This window comes from Paraburkholderia sp. J76 (assembly GCF_905220295.1).
Classification (GTDB): domain Bacteria; phylum Pseudomonadota; class Gammaproteobacteria; order Burkholderiales; family Burkholderiaceae; genus Paraburkholderia.
The window spans coordinates 282412-299677 of record NZ_CAJMZJ010000007.1; the positions used below are offsets into that span (position 1 = coordinate 282412).

Annotated in this window: 14 protein-coding genes; 7 read left to right on the top strand and 7 right to left on the bottom strand. The window is 66.6% G+C overall.

Annotated elements, in window-relative coordinates; all coding sequences use genetic code 11:
- Positions 1-59: 59 nt before the first annotated feature.
- On the top strand, positions 60-1376 hold the full coding sequence (locus U5768_RS16230; RefSeq protein ID WP_322031427.1) for an MFS transporter: 1317 nt from the start codon (positions 60-62) through the stop codon (positions 1374-1376).
- A 9-nt stretch (positions 1377-1385) separates the two neighbouring features.
- Here the strand turns inward: U5768_RS16230 and U5768_RS16235 are convergent, their stop codons facing one another.
- From U5768_RS16235 to U5768_RS16245, 3 genes are all read right to left on the bottom strand, one after another.
- The gene (locus tag U5768_RS16235; protein WP_322031428.1) at positions 1386-3428 is read right to left on the bottom strand and encodes an EAL domain-containing protein; all 2043 of its coding nucleotides are present in this window, start codon (positions 3426-3428) and stop codon (positions 1386-1388) included.
- A gap of 87 nt (positions 3429-3515) precedes the next feature.
- A complete protein-coding gene (locus tag U5768_RS16240; protein WP_322031429.1) occupies positions 3516-4448 on the bottom strand; it encodes a 2-hydroxyacid dehydrogenase in 933 nt (310 codons plus the stop codon).
- A gap of 70 nt (positions 4449-4518) precedes the next feature.
- Complete coding sequence (locus U5768_RS16245) at positions 4519-5499, bottom strand: AraC family transcriptional regulator (RefSeq protein ID WP_322031430.1); 981 nt, start codon at positions 5497-5499, stop codon at positions 4519-4521.
- A gap of 188 nt (positions 5500-5687) precedes the next feature.
- Here U5768_RS16245 and U5768_RS16250 point away from each other — a divergent pair, with 188 nt between their 5' ends.
- Both U5768_RS16250 and U5768_RS16255 read left to right on the top strand, forming a co-directional pair.
- The gene (locus tag U5768_RS16250) at positions 5688-6740 is read left to right on the top strand and encodes an NAD(P)-dependent alcohol dehydrogenase (RefSeq protein WP_322031431.1); all 1053 of its coding nucleotides are present in this window, start codon (positions 5688-5690) and stop codon (positions 6738-6740) included.
- A gap of 274 nt (positions 6741-7014) precedes the next feature.
- A complete protein-coding gene (locus U5768_RS16255; protein ID WP_322031432.1) occupies positions 7015-7977 on the top strand; it encodes a LysR family transcriptional regulator in 963 nt (320 codons plus the stop codon).
- A 13-nt stretch (positions 7978-7990) separates the two neighbouring features.
- On the opposite strand, the gene U5768_RS16260 is transcribed toward U5768_RS16255, so the two are convergent.
- Positions 7991-8632 carry a C39 family peptidase gene (locus U5768_RS16260; RefSeq protein ID WP_322031433.1) on the bottom strand — a complete coding sequence of 214 codons (642 nt, stop codon included), beginning with the start codon at positions 8630-8632 and terminating at the stop codon, positions 7991-7993.
- Between the two features lie 294 nt (positions 8633-8926).
- On the opposite strand from U5768_RS16260, the gene U5768_RS16265 reads away from it, so the two are divergent.
- Entirely contained in the window at positions 8927-9781 is an 855-nt protein-coding gene (locus U5768_RS16265; RefSeq protein WP_322031434.1) for a helix-turn-helix domain-containing protein, read from the top strand.
- Between the two features lie 614 nt (positions 9782-10395).
- Here U5768_RS16265 and U5768_RS16270 read toward each other — a convergent pair.
- Together U5768_RS16270 and U5768_RS16275 are read right to left on the bottom strand one after the other, a co-directional pair.
- Positions 10396-12237: a hybrid sensor histidine kinase/response regulator gene (locus U5768_RS16270; protein WP_322031492.1), complete on the bottom strand. Its 1842-nt coding sequence runs from the start codon at positions 12235-12237 to the stop codon at positions 10396-10398.
- Between the two features lie 52 nt (positions 12238-12289).
- Positions 12290-12805 carry a molybdopterin-dependent oxidoreductase gene (locus U5768_RS16275; protein ID WP_322031435.1) on the bottom strand — a complete coding sequence of 172 codons (516 nt, stop codon included), beginning with the start codon at positions 12803-12805 and terminating at the stop codon, positions 12290-12292.
- A gap of 274 nt (positions 12806-13079) precedes the next feature.
- On the opposite strand from U5768_RS16275, the gene U5768_RS16280 reads away from it, so the two are divergent.
- Entirely contained in the window at positions 13080-14027 is a 948-nt protein-coding gene (locus U5768_RS16280; RefSeq protein WP_322031436.1) for a phosphoribosyltransferase family protein, read from the top strand.
- Positions 14028-14039: 12 nt separating this feature from the next.
- Here the strand turns inward: U5768_RS16280 and U5768_RS16285 are convergent, their stop codons facing one another.
- Positions 14040-15716 carry an ATP-dependent helicase gene (locus U5768_RS16285; RefSeq protein WP_322031437.1) on the bottom strand — a complete coding sequence of 559 codons (1677 nt, stop codon included), beginning with the start codon at positions 15714-15716 and terminating at the stop codon, positions 14040-14042.
- A 221-nt stretch (positions 15717-15937) separates the two neighbouring features.
- Here U5768_RS16285 and U5768_RS16290 point away from each other — a divergent pair, with 221 nt between their 5' ends.
- Positions 15938-16564 carry a glutathione S-transferase gene (locus U5768_RS16290; RefSeq protein ID WP_322031438.1) on the top strand — a complete coding sequence of 209 codons (627 nt, stop codon included), beginning with the start codon at positions 15938-15940 and terminating at the stop codon, positions 16562-16564.
- Between the two features lie 57 nt (positions 16565-16621).
- A complete protein-coding gene (locus U5768_RS16295) occupies positions 16622-17239 on the top strand; it encodes a Fur family transcriptional regulator (protein WP_322031439.1) in 618 nt (205 codons plus the stop codon).
- The last annotated feature ends 27 nt before the right edge of the window (positions 17240-17266 follow it).

Consider the following 17266-nt stretch of genomic DNA (forward strand, 5'->3'; position numbering starts at 1 on the left):
AACGAAAAAGCGGAATACAGACCGGCTAAAGCCGGCTCACCCCGATCAAGGAGACATGCATGACCCGCCCCGGCAACACCCCTGCGCGCCAACCCGCCCGCGCCTCGCTCGCCGCTTTCGTCGGCACCACCATCGAGTGGTACGACTTTTACATCTACGCGACCGCTTCGGCGCTCATCTTCGGCAAGCTGTTCTTCCCCTCGCACGAGCCGTTCTACAGCACGCTCGCTTCGTTCGGCACCTTTGCCGTGGGCTTTTTCGCGCGTCCATTCGGCGGGCTCGTGTTCGGGCATCTTGGCGACCGCATCGGCCGCAAGAAGGCGCTCGTCGCCACGCTGTCGATCATGGGCGTCGGCACCGTGGGCATCGGTTTCCTGCCGACCTACGCGAGCGCCGGCGCGCTGGCTCCGGCGCTGCTCGTGCTGCTGCGCGTGGCGCAGGGCATTGCGATTGGCGGCGAATGGGGCGGCGCGGTGCTCATGGCGGGCGAGCATGCGCCCAAGGAAAAGCGCACATTTCTCGCTTCGTTCGCGCAACTCGGCAGCCCGGCGGGGTTGATTCTGGCGCTGCTGGCGTTTCGCAGCGTCGCGCATCTCGACCATGACGCGCTCCTTGCCTGGGGCTGGCGTTTGCCGTTCATCGCGAGCGCGGTGCTGCTCGTGGTGGGCCTGCTGATTCGCTCGGGCGTGGGCGAATCGCCGGAATTCGAGGCGATCAAGACGCAGCGCCGAACCGCGGCGCTGCCGATTGTCGAAGTGCTGCGCGACTCGTGGCGCGCCGTGCTGCTGTGCCTGGGCGCAAATGTGATCGGCGTGGCGGGCGCGTGGTTCGTCAACACCTTCATGCTGAACTACACGACGCAAACGCTCGGCCTCGACCGCGCGCTGATTCTCGACTGCCTTTTCATCGTCGCGTTCATCCAGCTTTTCACGCAGCTATTTTCCGGCTGGTTCGCGCAGCGCGTGGGCGCCGGGCGTTTCCTTGTGCTGGCCGCCGCGCTGGCCATGATTTCGCCTTACCCGATGTTCATGCTCGTCTCCACGGGCCGCCCGGTCGCGATCGTGGTTGGCATTGCGATCACGGTGATGTGCATGTCCAGCTCGTACGCGGTGATGGCGGGTTTCATGACGAATGCGTTCCCGGTGCGCGTGCGCTACTCGGCTATTTCGATCTCCTATCAATGTTGCGCGGCGCTCGCGGGCGGTCTCACGCCGCTCGTCGGCACGCTGCTCGCGCACGATTATCCGGGGCAATGGTGGCCTTTGGCGCTGTTCTACAGCGCGCTCGCGGCCACTTCGCTCGTATGCATCGCCGTGCTGCAGCGCAAGCAGTCCGCGGCCACGCAAGGCGATGTGGCGCTCGCGTTGCAGGATTGACGCGCGCTTCTAGCGAGCCGCCGCGATGGCCTGGATCAGCCCCTGCAGCGCAACGCGCCACGCTTCGCTGTTCGGGCCTTCGGTCAGCAGCGCGCCGACCGCCTGCCGATGCAACGCATCGCGCTGCGCGCCCGCGGGCAGAATGTCGCCCAAACCCGCCAGCGACCGCGCGAGCGGTGCGCTGCCGCCCTCGCCTGCTTCGCCCGTCAACGCGCGCAGTAGCTCGTGCGTCGCTTCGGGTGCGGCCGCGATCATGCGCATGCGCTCCTCCCAGATCAAGAAGCGCGCGAGCCGCGCCAGCGGGCTTTCCGTTCCCGCGCGGCTCGGGGAGGCCGCAGCAAAGGCCGGCGTCGTGTCGAGCCATTCGATGAGGCGCGCACCTTCCATCGGTTTCGCAATGCCGTATCCCTGCGCGCCGTCCACGCCGAGAATGGCGAGCGCATGCAGCAGGTCGAGCGTGTCGACGCCTTCGGCCAATACAAGCCTGCCCAGCGAATGACCAAGGCGCGTCAACTGATAGATCACGCGTAGCGTATCGAGCGCGCCGTCGCCGCTCACCTGGACCATCTCCCGGTCGAGCTTGATCCAGTCGAACGGCAATTCGCGCAGGCGCGTAAGGCCGCTATGCCCCGCGCCGAGATCGTCCTGCGCGAGCAGCACGCCCAGTTCACGGAATTTCGCGAGAATGGCGCGCTGCCCCTGGCTCAGCGACAATGCTTCGTTTTCCAGAACTTCCAGGGTGAGCCGCCCAGCCGGGCAACGGTGCGCGGCGAGTGCGGTGCGGGTGGACTCGAAATAGCGGATGTCGTTGAGCGCCGCCGGCGGGAGGTTGATCGAAACGTCGAGGTCGCGGCCTTCGGCGTACCAGCGTTCGCGGTCGGCGAGCGTCTGTTCAATGCCGCGTACGAAGAGCGCGAGCAGATCGTCGGAGGAGAGCGCCGAGAGAAACTCGTCGGGCACGAGCAGGCGCTCGCCGTCGCGCAGGCGCGCCAGCGCTTCGACCTTGGTCGCCTTGCCCGTTGCGAGGCTGAGCAGCGGCTGATAATGCATTTCCAGCGCGCCGGTGCGCACGAGCGCCGCCCAATGCTGGCGTACGCTGATCGGCACGGCGGCGCTCAGGCCGTCGCTGCCCGCGAAGCGCATCGCGGCGAAGCCGAGCAGCGTTTGCAGCATATCGACGAAGGCCACCTGATCGGGCCCGACGAAGCCGCCCGGAAACGCGCTATACAAACAGAGCACGGCAAGCGGAGGCTGCCCCGGCGCGGCCAGCGGAATCGCCACTGAAGAGCGTACGCCTTCGCGCGCCGCGAGATCGCGCCATGCCGCCACGAGCGGATCGGTCTGATAGTTGATCACGCGCTCGGGCTTGCCGCTGCGCCACGCGCGCCCGACGGCGCCCTGTCCTTGCGGATGATCGGCGCGCACGCTGATTATCTGATCGTGCGAGGCGAGCACGTTGAGCATGCCGCCTTCGGTCTTGCCGCCCGCGCCGGCCTCGAAGTGAAAAATGCCCGCTTCGTCGGGACGTCCGATGGCGCAGGCGCTCACTTCGTCATGCGCCGCCAGCGCGGCGATCACCTGATCGATGAAATTCGTGTAGCTGCCCGCCTCCCACACAAGACGCGTGATGCGCAACAGCGCCTCCTGCTGCGAATCCTGCACGGCCTGATATGCCTTGAGTTGCCACGCGAGGTCGGAAGTCAGGCGGCGCGCGTAGAGCGCGAGTTGCTGCGTGCTCACGGTGCGGCCGACGTCCGCGTAGATCAGCTCCTGCAGAATGCCGCGGCTGCGCGCGAGTTCTTCCTTGTCGAGCCCGACAATGGCATGAATGCGGCCGATGCGCTGCGCCATTTCCTCGTGCTCGCGCGCGGTCAGGCCGAGACCGGCAAGCGCGAGGAGATTCTGCACCTGGCGCGCCTTCAGGTGCGCGAGTTCGTCACCCGAAAGCATTTCGAGGATGCGGCGGGATTTGGGCAGGCGCCCCAACTCCTCGTAGAAGCGGTTCACGACATGGGCCGCGTGCTCTTGCAGCGCGCCGATCAGCGTTTTCATTTTGAGCCTTCGATATCACCGCTCTGGAGTCAGGCGGAATGATACGTCATGCGCGGCCGGCATCCGCGCGCGGCCCCGTGGCTGCCTTCAAAGCGGCGTGAGCAACGCCTCGCCCGCGAAGTGCCGCGCCGCGTTTTCGGCGAAGTGGCGCACCGTGGCGGCGCGCACGTCGGGCGACGAGCCGGCCACGTGCGGCGTGAGCACGACGTTGTCGAGGCCGATGAGCGCGGCGGGCGGCTGCGGCTCGCCCTCATAAACGTCGAGCCCCGCGCCGCCCAGCGTGCCCGCCTCCAGCGCGAGCGCAAGCGCGGCCGTATCCACCACGCTGCCGCGCGAGACGTTGACGAGAAAACCTTGCGGCCCGATCGCATCGATCACGTCGCGGTCGATCAGATGCTTCGTTTGCGCGCCGCCCGGCGTCGCGATCACGAGAAAGTCGCTCCAGCGCGCGAGCGCCATCACGCTCTCGAAGTAACGCGCCTGCGCACCTTCGCGCGGCTTGCGGTTGTGATAGCCGAGTTCCATGTCAAAGCCCGCCGCGCGCCGCGCGACCTTCTCGCCGATATGCCCGTAGCCGACAATGCCGAGCCGCCGCCCCGTGACGGTTGGGCGCATGGGCAGCGCGTCGCGCCAGATGCCGGCGCGGCAGGCCGCGTCGAACCGCGGTACGGCGCGCACGGCCGCGAGCAGCAGCGCGAGCGCGTGGTCGGCCACGCAGTCGGCATTCACGCCCGCGCCGTTGCATAGCGCGATGCCGCGCTTGCGCGCGTGATCGAGCGCGATGTTCTCAAAGCCCGCGCCAAGCGCGCCCGCCAGTTCGAGCGCGGGCATGCGGTCGATTTCGTCGGCGCTGAGGCCCGTCGTGCCGTTCGTTAGCACCACGCGCACGTCCTTGCCGCGCTGCGCAACCGCTTTGGCGCGCGCGTCGGCGTCGGGCGCGTAGATCACGTCGAAAGTCTCGCCAAACCCGGCGAGATCTTCGTCGGCGAGCGGAATCAGGACCAGCAGGCACCGTTTCATCTTTATGTCACCCTCGAGTCATTGTTTCGATGTGCGAATCGAATGCCACAGCGCCAGCGCCCGCCGGGCGTCACACGGCCGTCACATAGCGCGGCGGCAATACCTCCACGCGCGGCGCGGCCGCGGCGGCTGCGGCGTCGCGCGTGCGGCGCATCTGGTCGGCGGGGCTCATGCCGAACAGGCGCTTGAATTCGCGGCTGAACTGCGACGCGCTTTCATAGCCTACGCGCGTGGCCGCCGCGCTCACGGTCAGGCCGTCGTGCGTGATCAGCAGGCGCGCATGATGCAGGCGCGTGGTCTTCACGTACTGCATGGGCGAAGTCGACGTGACGGCCTTGAAGTGCGCGTGAAAGACGGCGAGGCTCATGCCCGCCTCGGAGGCCAGCGTTTCGACGTCGAGGTCGCCGCGGTAATCGGTGTGAATGCGCCGCAGCGCCTTCGCGATGCGCCCGAAGTGATGCTGATGCGTAAGCGCCGCGCGAATCGCGTCGCCCTGCTCGCCCATGAGCACGCGGTAGCAGATCTCGCGCACGATCGAAGGCCCGAGAATGCGCGCTTCGCGCGGCTGCGCGAGCGCTTCGAGCAAGCGCAGCACGGCGTTCGAGAGCGTGGCGTCGAGCGGCGTGGCGTAGATGCCCGAGGGTTCGGACACGGCGCGGCGCGGGTCGTCGAGCGCCATGAGCAGTTCCGCGACGATCGTGAGATCGACCCGGATCGAAATGGCGAGAATCGGCTTCTCGGGGCTCGCCTCGGTCTCGCACTCGAACGGCATCGGCACCGAAAGGACCAGATATTGCTGCGCGTCGTAGATGAAGACCTGGTCGCCGAGAAAGCCGCGCTTGCGCCCCTGGCAGACGATGAAGATGCTCGGTTCGTACATGACCGGCTGGCGCGGATGACTCTCGCTGCCGCGGAAAAGCCGCACGCCTTCGACCGGCGTTGCGTGCACGCCGTCGCGCTGCGTGAGTTGCATGAGCAGATCGACCGTGCGCGCCTGCGTGGCGGCTGCCGGCGCGATGGCCGCCGCCGCGAGGGTTTTGACGTAGCCCATATCGGTTGTGCCCCAAAAGATGAAGTCAGGCAGAGAAACAGGCTTGCCAATCTATCACCGAACCAGCGAATGCGCCGGGCGCCAGGAGAATCAGGCAAGTCTTCGATAGCTTCAGGTATTCCCTGGGTGGGCCCCGGTCCTTACGATGGGAACCTGCCGCAACACCCATGCAACAGGAGAAGACGCACATGTACCCAACTCACGGATATGCCGCCCGCGACGCCGCCTCACCGCTCGCCCCGTTCGAATTCCAGCGCCGCGACCTGCGCGAACTCGACGTCCGTATCGACGTGCTGTTCTGCGGCGTGTGCCACTCCGACCTGCATCAGGCGCGCGACGAATGGCGCAACACGGTTTATCCGGTCGTGCCGGGCCACGAGATCGTGGGCCGCGTGGCCGAAGTCGGCAACGGCGTAACGAAGTACAAGGTGGGCGAACTCGTCGGCGTAGGCTGTCTCGTCGACTCGTGCCGCACCTGCCCGAGCTGCGCCGAAGGCCTCGAACAGTATTGCGAGAACGGCTTCGTCGGCACCTATAACGGCAACGACCGCGTGAGCGGCGACATCACCTACGGCGGCTACTCCACGCAGCTCGTGGTGGACGAAGCCTTCGTGCTGCGCGTGCCGGAAAACCTCGAACTCGCCGCCGTCGCGCCGCTGCTGTGCGCGGGCATCACCACGTATTCGCCGCTGCGCACGTGGGGCGCGGGTCCCGGCAAGAAGGTCGGCATCGTGGGGCTCGGCGGCCTCGGCCACATGGGCGTGAAGCTCGCGCATGCCATGGGCGCGCACGTGGTGCTGTTCACCACGTCGCCCTCGAAGATCGAAGACGGCAAGCGCCTCGGCGCCGACGAAGTCGTGATCTCGAAGGACCCGGAGCAGATGAAGGCGCACGCCAACAGTTTCGACCTGATCGTGAACACGGTGGCCGCGCAGCACGACCTCAACCCGTTCATCGAGCTGCTGCGCCGCGACGGCACGATGACGCTGGTGGGCGCGCCCGAGCACGATCACCCGTCGCCGCAAGTGTTCAACCTGATCATGAAGCGCCGCCGTCTCGCGGGCTCGCTGATCGGCGGTATTGCAGAAACCCAGGAAATGCTGGACTTCTGCGGCAAGCATGGCATTACGTCAGATATCGAAATGATCAAGATGCAGGACATCAACAACGCCTATGAGCGCATGCTCAAGAGCGATGTGAAGTACCGCTTCGTGATCGACCTCGATTCGCTGCGCAAGTAAGCAGCACTACCTGTTCCGACGTAACACCCTGCCCCGCCGGGCCATCCATTCAGGGTGGCCCGCCAGCCCTTCCCCTTCGAGGCCGTCTTTTCTGGCCTCCCGCAGTAGTTTCGTAGTTGTCCCGTAGCCGGGCCGGCGTCACGTTCGCCGCCAGTCAATCGTCATGCATGTTTAACCGCTGTGCGTCGCTATCCGCGAGACGCCGCGGCTCACCCGTTTTCTGCAGCAGCGCGGATTTCGTTCAAGCCTCAAGCCCATTGCCAGGAGCCCGCCCGTGATCGACCGCATCCAGGCGATGCGCACGTTCGTGCGTATCGTCGACACCAACAGTTTCACCAAAGCCGCGCAGTCGCTCGACATGCCGCGCGCCAGCGCCACCACGCTGATGCAAAACCTCGAATCGCTGCTCGGCACGCAATTGCTCGTGCGCACCACGCGGCGTCTTTCGCTCACGCCCGAAGGCGCGGCGTACTACGAGCGCGCCGCGCAGATCCTCGCCGACATCGACGACGCCGAAGCGAGCGTGCGCCAGTCGCCCGGCGCGATCGGCGGCCGGCTGCGCGTGGAGATGCCGGGCTTGATCGCCAACGCGATCGTGCTGCCCGCGCTCGACGACTTCCACGCGCGCTATCCGCAGATCGACCTCGTGATCGGCGTGAGCCTGCGCAATGTCGATCTCGTCGGCGAAGGGGTGGATTGCAGCATCCAGTTGGGCGAGTTGCCCGACTCGGGGCTCGCGGCGCGACGTCTTGGCGTGCTCGAGCACGTGACCTGCGCGAGCCCCGCCTACCTCGAGCGGCACGGCGCGCCGCATACGCTGGACGATCTCGCGCGGCATCCGGTCGTCAACTTCCTCTCGCCGCTCACGGGCCGCCCGTTCGAGTTCGACTTCGAGGTGGACGGCAGCCCGACCAAGGTGAAGGTGGACGGCTTCGTGCACGTCTCCGACGAATTCGCTTACCTCACCTGCGGCCTGCAGGGCTACGGCCTGATCCAGCCGCCGCTGCTCGCGGCACAGCCGTACCTGGACAGCGGCGCGCTGCTGGAGGTCCTGCCTCAGTGGAAGCCGCTGCCCACGCCGGTATCGGTGGCGTTCGTGAAGTCGCGCCAGGTGTCTCCGCGCGTGCGCGTGTTCGTCGACTGGCTCGCCGCGCTGTTCGAGGACGCGGGCGCCATCAACCGCGATCTCTCGCGCGTGCGGCAATTATTGGGCGGCCTGCAACTGGCCCCGGCCTGAGACAGGCGCGCTTTCAGCGCGGCCGGGAGAGCGCCATGCCCCGCCGCGCGTGAAAGCGCGCGACCGTCTCGTACGGCAGCCACGCATTAGCCTGATACGGCGCGATGCCCGAGGGATTGTGGAACCACACGCCGCCCTGGCTGCGTCCGTGCAGCAGGATCAGGTGGCCGCCCGGGTTCGCGGCGAGCCGCTCCGGGTAGCGGATCCCGGGGCTCACGGAGACGATGGCGAGCGTATCGGCGTCGATGCGCGCGGCGCTCGCCTCGATGCCCTCGTCGGTCATCACTTCCACACGCACGCCGAACGCCGCCTCCACCCAGGCGGCGAACGGGCGATAGATCAATCCGTCCACGCCGCCGTCTTCGCGCACGCGATAGACGCCGTGCCGCAACGCCTCTTCGAGCAACCGCGCGCGCGGCGCATGCGCGACGCCCCAATAGTCGAGCGCCGATTCGAGGCAGGTCAGGCCGCACAGGCGTTTGGCCCAGAAGCGATATTCGTCGGCCTCGGTGAAGCCGCTCGCGCGCCAGTGCGGGTCCTCGCACGGATCGGCGCCGCGCTCGACGATGGGCGCCACCCACTCGGCGCTGCCCCACTGGCTGTAATACGGCACGCCTTCATGCCGCCACGTCTCGTCATTGCGCACGTCTTTCAAACGGTAGCCCTCGCAGCGGTGTGGTCGATTCGTGATCTTCGCAGCCGCGCGCCGTCGGTGCAATGGCGCGAATGCCGTAAGCACCGTGTAAACCGAGCCGAATATACGCTTACATTCTGGCTATTAAGCGCCGCATTACATTTAGCTAAAATAGCGCCGTTATCCCGTATTTGATGCGTTTAGAATATCGTGCTCCCACGCGCAGTCCGCGCGGGGTCCGGTCATACTGGCCTCGCGGCGCCGCGGCGCGATCCATCAGAAACCGAATCCACGAATTTCCCCTTTTTGAGCAGTATGTCGAACGTTGCATACACAACCGACTCGGCCTCGGTAGCGGAGCGCGTACGCGAGCTGATGAGCCGTCATGGCATCGGCAAGCGTCAGCAAACGACCGAGCTGTGCCGGATTCTCGATCTGAGCTTTTCGCAGGGGCACCGCAAGCTGCGCGGCAACAGCCCGTGGACGCTCGCGCAGATCAAGAAAGTGGCTGAAGCGTTCGGCGAGCCTGCGGGCCAGCTATTCGGCGCGCAGTTGCTCGATCCCGGCATGGTCGGGGCGAGCGCTCAGGAGGCGATGCTCTGCGTGAGCGCGGCCGAGCTACCGTGCACCGCGTGGATCGGCGCGCCGGTCGAGGCGGGCAGCCGCCCCGACTTTGTCGCCTACGAGAAGCAGGGGCAATGGCGCGTCGTGCGCCCGGACGGCGCGCTCTACCAGAACGCGCGCGAAGTTCACAAGATCGAGATTTACCCGCGCCGCGCGGAGTCCGAGAAGCCGCTCATCGCCGTGGTGGACGACGACCAGTCTTCCGCCGACAACCTGCGCGACTATCTGGAGCACAGCGGCTACGCGGCGCTCGCGCTCTACGGCCTCGCGGCATTCAGCGAAGCGCTGGAAAACAACGTGTTCGACGGCGTGGTGATCGACTGGCTGTTCGGCAGCCAGACCGCCGCCGAGGCCATCCGCAGCATACGCGGCTCCGAGAATCCCGATGCGCCCATCTTCGTGCTCACCGGGGAATTGCTGACCGGAAAGGCCAGCGAGTCGGAAATCAGCCAGGTCGTGCGGCACTACAACGTGGCGTGCTATGAAAAGCCGGCGCGTATGGCGATTCTTGTTGCTGATCTTTCGAAGCGGCTTAATCACGGGTGAGGGGGAGGTTGCTTGGGTGCAAGGGCCTTTTTGTTGTTGTCGCTCTTGGCCGATTTGGGCTTTTCCTGCTTTCGCGGCGGTATGCAAGCGTTGCCCCTGTGCGGGGCGGCACCTACTTTCTTTGCAGCGGCAAAGAAAGTAGGCAAAGAAAGCCGCTCAAACCGCCAATGCCCGCCACCATTCACCTCGCACATTGACAGGTAGTGGCTCCGGAGCATCTGTCGTCTCGCACCATTCCCGCTAGTGACAAAGCACTCATTCGTTTCCGCTGCTCGCTACGCTCGCAGCGGTCGGGTCTGCGTGGGAAACCGGTCTGATGCCAGGGCAGCGGGGTTTCGCTATGCCCTTCGGGGCGCGTAGCGCCGCCGGAAGGATGATCGCCTTGTCACTCCGTTTGTGGGCGCGTGGTGACAGACGTTCCGGAGCCACTACCGAAAGTTGCGCGAGGTGAATGGTGGCTGGCGCTGGCGGTTTGAGCGGCTTTCTTTTGCCTACTTTTCTTTGCCGCTGCAAAGAAAAGTAGGTGCCGCCCCGCACAGGGGCAACGCTGGCATACCGCCGCGAAAACAGGAAAAGCAAACAAAAGAAAGGCAAAAGCGCCCACGAGCCCCAACTCAAGTCGCCGCCCGCGGCACACTCAACGCCCGCCGCAAGGCCACCCTCAGCACCTCATAATGCACCGGCTTCGTAAGCCGATCAAAGAACGGCCCCCCCTCGCCGCCCGGCGAGTCCTCAGGCAGCGCGGCAAGCCCCGCCACATCCGCACTCACCGCGATCACGCGCGGCTGCCCAAGCACGTCCTGCGCGATTTCGAGCCCCGCCACGAAGTCGTACCCGTCGCGCCCCGGCATGTGCAGATCGAGCAGCACCACGTCACACGCTTCCCGCGCGAGCAGTGCGAGCGCGCTGTCGGCATCGGCCGCGGCGAGCGCGCGGTAGCCCATGTGCGCCACCATCTCGCATAGCGAATCGCGCACGAGCGGGTTGTCGTCGACCACGAGCACCTGCGGCAACGTCCTCCCGGGCTGCGCCGCTTCGGCCACGGCGGCGGGCGCCGGCGGCTCGACCGGCGTGACAGGAATGCGCACGGTGAAAGTCGTGCCCTTGCCCACGCGGCTTTGCGTCTCGATCGTGCCGCCGAACAGTTCGACAAGGCCCCGCACGATCGCGAGCCCCATCCCCGCGCCCTCGTAACGCCGCGAGCGCGACGTGTCGAGCTGCGTGAACTCCTTGAAGATGAGCGGAATCTGCTCCGCCGCCACGCCCGGCCCCGTGTCGCCGACGACGATCACGAGCGTATCGCCGCCAGCGGACTTCACCGCGCCCTCGTCGTCCCGCGATGGCCGCGCGACGCGCGCCGGCGCCTGGAGCCAGAATTCGAGCCGCACCTTGCCGCGCTCCGTGTAGCGGATCGCGTTCGTGACAAGGTTGCCGGCGATCTGGCGAATGCGATGCGGATCGGCCACCACGCGGCGCTGCGGTCCCACCCAGGCATGCTCGAACACGAGCCCGCGCGAGCGCGCGGCCTGTTCGTTCTCGTCGACGATCGACTGCAGCAGGTCGCGCGGCTCGAATTCTTCCTGACGCAATTCGAGCTTGCCCGCGCCAAGACGCGCGTAGTCGGTGAGGTCCTTCATCTGCGCTTCGAGCTGGCGCGCGGCCGTTTCGAGGCGATGGATCACCTTGCGGTCGGCCTCCGAATGCGAGTTGAAGCCGAGCAATTCGATCGACGAGACGATCGCGTGCAGCGGCGTGCGCAGTTCGTGGCTGATCATGCCAAGGAAGGCGTCCTTCGCCATGCTTGCCTCGCGCGCGGCGCGGCTCGCCTGATGCTCGGCTTCGAGCGCCGCGCGCTGCTGGTGCAACAGGCGCGTGCGGCGATAGCCGTTCATCACGAGCAACACGCCCGCCGCCGCCGAAAGCACGAGCAGCACGAGCCCCGACGCGAACAATTCGCGGCGCTTGGCGATGAAGTCGTGCCGGATCGCCTCGCGCTCGGTCACGTCGGCGAAGCGCCGGTTCAGCGCAAGGTCCGTCACCTGGGTCCAGTGCAGATCGAGCGCCATGAGCATCGGCACCGCGCGCTCCGGGTTGTCCGCGAGCGTGGCGATTTCGGCCTCGAATGGCGAAATGGTCGCGGCCAGAATGGCGAGATCGGCGTCCTGGCGCTGCTTCAGGCCCGGCGTGGAATCGAGCGAAAGCGTCGAGCCCTTCATCACGTTGAGCTTCGACTGCAGCACTTCATAACGCAGCCGCACCTTGTCGAGATCGCGGTCGATGCCGTCTGCGAACATCAGCAACTGGCTCTCGAAGCGCGCGTAGGCGATCTGAAGCTGCGCGGCGTCCCAGTACAGGCCGTCGTAATTGCCCGTGATGCGCTGCACGACCTGCGGATTGAGCAGGTTCGCATAAAGCAGATAGCCGACCGCCACCACGGGCGGCGCGAGCGCCGCCATCCAGATGATCGCCTGCAGAAGGCGTCGCAAGGGTCGTCGTATCACCCGCTACTCACTGCTTGATCGTCATCGACTTGATCTGCCATGCGAACTTCGCGTCGCCGGCCGCGCCATCCAGTTCGAGCGGATGCTGGTCGCGTGGATAGATCAGGAACAACGGGCCGAAATTGCTCACCTTCAGGCGCTGGCCGTTCATCGCGTAGGCCACCACCACGCCGTAACGCGCGGCATCGGCCACGGGCACGACGCAGGTGTAGTCGTCGAGCGTGTGGATCTCGATCTCGCTGCCGTACGCGCCCACGGCCTTGAGCACGTCGGACAGCAGCGGACCCGTGAAGGTCGAACGCGGCGTCCACGTCGTGGCCGTCGTGATGGCATGCGCGGGCAGCGCGAGCAGTTGCGCCTCGCTGAAGTGATACGCGGTGTGAGCCGCGTTGTTGGTCACGCGCACTTCGCCGTCCACGTCGAGCGAGAGCGTGCCCGCCGGACCCGCCGCCTCTGCAAACTGCGCACCCGCGAGCGCGAACGCCGCCGCGGCGGCACAGCGCCGCCAGCCTGGCCATCCCATCCAATGCCACATCTTGCCGAAGCCCTTTCGCGCGATGATTCGCGTCGTTGTCGTGTGTCTTTGCGCGGCGTAGCGCCGCTTTTTTCTGCTGCTTATCGCGCTCTCTCCGGCGCTTTCCCGCTACCTGCGCCCGCCGTGCCAGCAGCCACTGGTGAGCATAGGCATAATATCGTCAAACCTTACGCTGACAATAGACGTCTTTTTCTCGTACACCGCTATCGGAAACGCGTGTTGCGCATTTGCCAATCATGCGTTTCGTCACCCATTTCAACCCATGGATAAACCTGTCGTTCCGCTCACCTACGAACAGCTCGATCACTGGGTCGAGTCGCTGCAACCGGCGCTGATCGAAGAGGAATTCACCCTCGTGATCGGCATTCTGCGCGGCGGCGCGCCACTCGCATTGATGGTTTCGCACGCAACAGGCGCGGCCGTCGCGTTCCTGCGCTACGACCGCACCACGCGCGAAGTGCGCTGGGATTCCACGTTGCCGCTGCCCGAGCCGGGCTCGAAGGTGCTGCTGTGCGAGGACATCGCGGGGCGCGGCCATACGCTCGTCGATTGCATTGCGTTTCTGAGCGAGCACGGGCTCGTCGTGCGCACGCTCACCGGCGCCTATGACGATCTCAGCCGTTTGCGCCCCGATTATTCGATCGACGCCAGCGGCTATTTCGCGCTCTTCCCGTGGGAGCGTCAGGCCTACACCGACCGTTATCGCGCCGACTGGATCCGCGACGGCGACGGCGACGGCACGCGCATGGCCGACGATCACGAGTACGCCGTCTACGCCATCGATCTCGATGGCGTCCTGCTCCCCGACATTCCCATTGCGCGCTACGACGAGGACCTCGTCGCCGCGCTCGCCGAGCGCGATGAGCTGGTGCCGTTCGAGCGCCTGCCCGGCATCGACATGAAGCGCGCGCGCGCGATCATCACGGGGCGTCCCGAGATCGACCGCGAGCGCACGCTCGCCTGGCTCGAACGTCATGGCTTCGCGCATCTCGAACTGATCATGCGCACGCCGGACCGGCACGACGACACGGCCGCGGCCGTGGCGGCGCACAAGACCGCGGCGGCCGTGCGCAGCGGCGTCACGCACTTCATCGAAAGCGATCCGGTGCAGGCCATCCTGATCGCCCAGCGCGCGCCGCTTTTACGCGTGATCTGGTGGAATGCTCAGGCCCGCACGGGCACGCTGATCGGCGCCTCAGCCTGGCGTTGAGCAAGCCACGCCTCACACGCCGCCGCGCCGGTCCTCGATGAAGCGCGCGGCGCGCGGCGACGCCACCACGATGAGCTTCATGGCCGCACGCGTCGCGCCGACGAAGAGCTTGCGCGCGGCGCGCTCGTCGAATGAGTCGAAATCGACCTCGGTGAGGATCACGCAAGGCGCGGACTGCCCCTTGAAGCGATAGATCGAATCGAGCAGCACGTCGCCCTCGCGGTACTGCGGATTGCCGAACAGGTCGTATTGCCCGGTGAAACTGCGCAGCCGGTGCGGGCCGAGCTGATCGAGCGTCGTGAACAGCGAATGCTCGCGCCCGCGATAAGACAGCACGACGATGTCCTGCTTGCGAAAGCCGAGCGAGAGCGCCTGCGTAATCGCACGTTTGGTCGCGAGAACGACGCCCGGTTCGGAGCCCGCCTCCGTTTCATGCTCGTCCCAACTCGCCACCGTCACGTTAGAGCCGTCGAAGGGACTTCCCGCCTTGAGTTGCGCGATGGCGGGCACCGTCGCGCCGGCCACGTCGCGCAGGAACGCCAGGATGTCGCGCGGGCTGCGATAGTTCGTGTTTTCACGCAGCACGGTCCAGCCCGCCAGCGCGAGCGGCTCGCGCACATAGAGGTTTTGCAGCGGGTCTTCGAGCCACCACCACGCGGCGCCCGGCCGCAACAGCCGCTCGAGCGCGCCGACCCACGGCGCCTGGAAATCCTGCCCTTCGTCGACGATCAGCACGTCGAACTGCCAGCGCCCGGCAATCGGCATCTCGCCGAAGCGCTGCACGAGGTCGTCGAACGCGCCGGGGCGCTCGAAGTCGGGCACATGGCCGCCGTCGCGCGCGACCCAGTCGCATAGCTGGTGATAGGTCGCCACCTTCGCTTCGGGCGGCGCGAGCTTCGCGATGTGATCGGCGAGCGGCCGGTTGAAGCACACGTAGAGCGTGCGTGCGCCACGCGCCGCCGCGTCCTTCATGACCTGCACGGCCAGTTGCGTTTTGCCCGAGCCCGCCGTGCCGGTCACGCGCAAGCGGAACGGCGCGAATTCGAGCCGCCGCGCCCACGTGGCGAGGCCGCCCGCGAGCCGCGTGACGAGCGTGCCCGCCGCGCCGACGAGCGCGCTGGTGTCGGGCGTGAGCGAGAGTTCGTCGGCGAGAAAATGGTGGATCTTCGCGGCGCACGGCAGGCGCGGCTCGTCGGCGGGCATGGCTTCGAGCACGATGGCGGCGAGTTGCGTCTTGCGCGTGGCGTCGACGATGCGCGCCGGGTTCACGCCCGCGATGGCCGGTTCGCGCACCACGTGATCGGGGCAGTAGAACAGTTCTTCGAGCACGTAGGTTCCCGCGCCGAACGTGGCGGTAAAGCGCCGGTGCAGCCCTTCGACCGTGCGCGCCAGCGCGATCGCCACATTGCGCTCGGTCTGCATGTACGCCTTGACGAGGCCGCCCGCCGTTTCGCGCAGAAAGCCGGTTTTCTGCTCGACGATCATCACGCGGCCGGCCGGGCTCACGATCACGAAATCGGCCTCGCCGAACACCGAAAAGCCTTCGGAAAGGCGCGTCCAGTGCACGCCGTGATAGACGGTGTAGCCGTTGGGCAACCCGTGTGCGAGCGCCGCGAGCGTTTCCCGCTCGCGCGCGGCGGCGCCGGTGGCTTCGAGATGCTGCCAGTCGTCGGGGACAATGCGGGCCATGAACGGTCTCGGGCGGAGGTTGGAGGTCGAGGCAAGAAGGCCGCGCGATAAAGCGAGGGAGCGCCGCCGCACGCATCGAACGTGGCGGCGGCACTGCCGACGCCGCGCAGCGCCTATTCTACGAAATGCGGGGCTTCGCAAAAATCCGCGCGAGAATCGTGTATCGTGGCGGCCTGCGCCAGGCTTGACCCCTTTTTCCCCTTGCAAGGAGTACGCGCCAGATGATTACGATCTGGGGACGCGCCAATTCGGTGAATGTCCAGAAAGTCCTGTGGTGTTGCGATGAACTCGTGCTGCCGTTCCAGCGCATCGACGCGGGCGGCTCGTTCGGCCATCTCAACGAGCCTTCGTATCTCGCCATGAATCCGAACGCCAGGGTCCCGACACTCGTCGACGGCACCTACGTTTTGTGGGAATCGAACGCGATCCTGCGCTATCTGGCGATGGAATACGGCCCGTCGAGCCTGCTCTACCCGACCGACCCGAAAGTGCGCGCCTCGATCGAGCGCTGGCTCGACTGGTCGATGGGCACGCTCGCGCCTGCCGAGCGTCCGGTGTTCCTCGCGCTCGTGCGCACGCCGCCCGAAAAGCGCGACACCGCGAAGATCGCCGCCGACCTCGACCAGTTGACCCCGCTCTGGCGGCTGCTCGACCACCATCTGCAAGGCCGTTTCTTCCTGGAGAACGAACGCTTTTCGCTCGCGGACATCGTGCTGGGCGCGTTCGCGCGGCGCTGGTTCGGGCTCGACGGCGTGGAGCGCGAGCCGCTGCCGAATCTCGAACGCTGGTATCAGCGCATCGCGCAGCGCCAGGGCTTTCGCAAGTACATCGATCTGCCGCTCACCTGAGCCGTCGCGCCATGGCGGCGCGGGCGGGCCGGCGGCGCGCCCCGTATAATCGCAAGCATGAAGACAGCAAAACCGTCCCCGGACGCCTCGGTCAGCCACGGCCACACCGAGGCGCACGACCACGATCACAGCCACGCTCACTCGCACCACGGCGCCCAGGGCGCCTCGCTCGAGTCCGCGCTCGCGATGGCGGAGGCCTATTGCCGCGAGCGCGGCGAAAAGCTCACGCCGATCCGCCGCAAGGTGCTGGAACTGCTGCTCGCCTCGGGACGCGCGACCAAGGCGTATTCGCTGCTCGACGAAATGCGCCAGATCCATCCGGGTTCGGCGCCGCCCACGGTCTACCGGGCGCTCGATTTCCTGCTCTCGGCGGGGCTCATTCACCGCATCGAGTCGATCAACGCGTTCGCCGTGTGCCACGACCTCACGCAGTGCCAGCACGGCATTCTCGTGGTGTGCCAGCAGTGCGGCAACGTCACCGAACTGCACGAGCCCAAGCTGCGCCAGGCGCTCGTTACGCAGATCGAGGCCGCGGGCTACCGGCTCGCCGGCGACGGTATCGAGCTAAAAGGCCTCTGCGCGCAATGCCAGCAGGAGAATCAAGCCAGCCAGGGCAATCCGGCCGACAAGGCTCCCGCGCCCGAAGCCGCTGCGCAGTCCTCATCCGTTAGCTAAACGCCATTGGCCACCGTCGAGCGCGGG

What these genes read in the sequence shown, in the direction of transcription:
- U5768_RS16230 (WP_322031427.1), top strand. Translation starts at nt 60, where the DNA reads ATGACCCGCCCCGGCAACACCCCTGCGCGCCAACCCGCCCGCGCCTCG.
- U5768_RS16235 (WP_322031428.1), bottom strand. Translation starts at nt 3,428, where the DNA reads ATGAAAACGCTGATCGGCGCGCTGCAAGAGCACGCGGCCCATGTCGTG.
- U5768_RS16240 (WP_322031429.1), bottom strand. Translation starts at nt 4,448, where the DNA reads ATGAAACGGTGCCTGCTGGTCCTGATTCCGCTCGCCGACGAAGATCTC.
- U5768_RS16245 (WP_322031430.1), bottom strand. Translation starts at nt 5,499, where the DNA reads ATGGGCTACGTCAAAACCCTCGCGGCGGCGGCCATCGCGCCGGCAGCC.
- U5768_RS16250 (WP_322031431.1), top strand. Translation starts at nt 5,688, where the DNA reads ATGTACCCAACTCACGGATATGCCGCCCGCGACGCCGCCTCACCGCTC.
- U5768_RS16265 (WP_322031434.1), top strand. Translation starts at nt 8,927, where the DNA reads ATGTCGAACGTTGCATACACAACCGACTCGGCCTCGGTAGCGGAGCGC.
- U5768_RS16270 (WP_322031492.1), bottom strand. Translation starts at nt 12,237, where the DNA reads ATGGCGGCGCTCGCGCCGCCCGTGGTGGCGGTCGGCTATCTGCTTTAT.
- U5768_RS16275 (WP_322031435.1), bottom strand. Translation starts at nt 12,805, where the DNA reads ATGGGATGGCCAGGCTGGCGGCGCTGTGCCGCCGCGGCGGCGTTCGCG.
- U5768_RS16280 (WP_322031436.1), top strand. Translation starts at nt 13,080, where the DNA reads ATGGATAAACCTGTCGTTCCGCTCACCTACGAACAGCTCGATCACTGG.
- U5768_RS16285 (WP_322031437.1), bottom strand. Translation starts at nt 15,716, where the DNA reads ATGGCCCGCATTGTCCCCGACGACTGGCAGCATCTCGAAGCCACCGGC.
- U5768_RS16290 (WP_322031438.1), top strand. Translation starts at nt 15,938, where the DNA reads ATGATTACGATCTGGGGACGCGCCAATTCGGTGAATGTCCAGAAAGTC.
- U5768_RS16295 (WP_322031439.1), top strand. Translation starts at nt 16,622, where the DNA reads ATGAAGACAGCAAAACCGTCCCCGGACGCCTCGGTCAGCCACGGCCAC.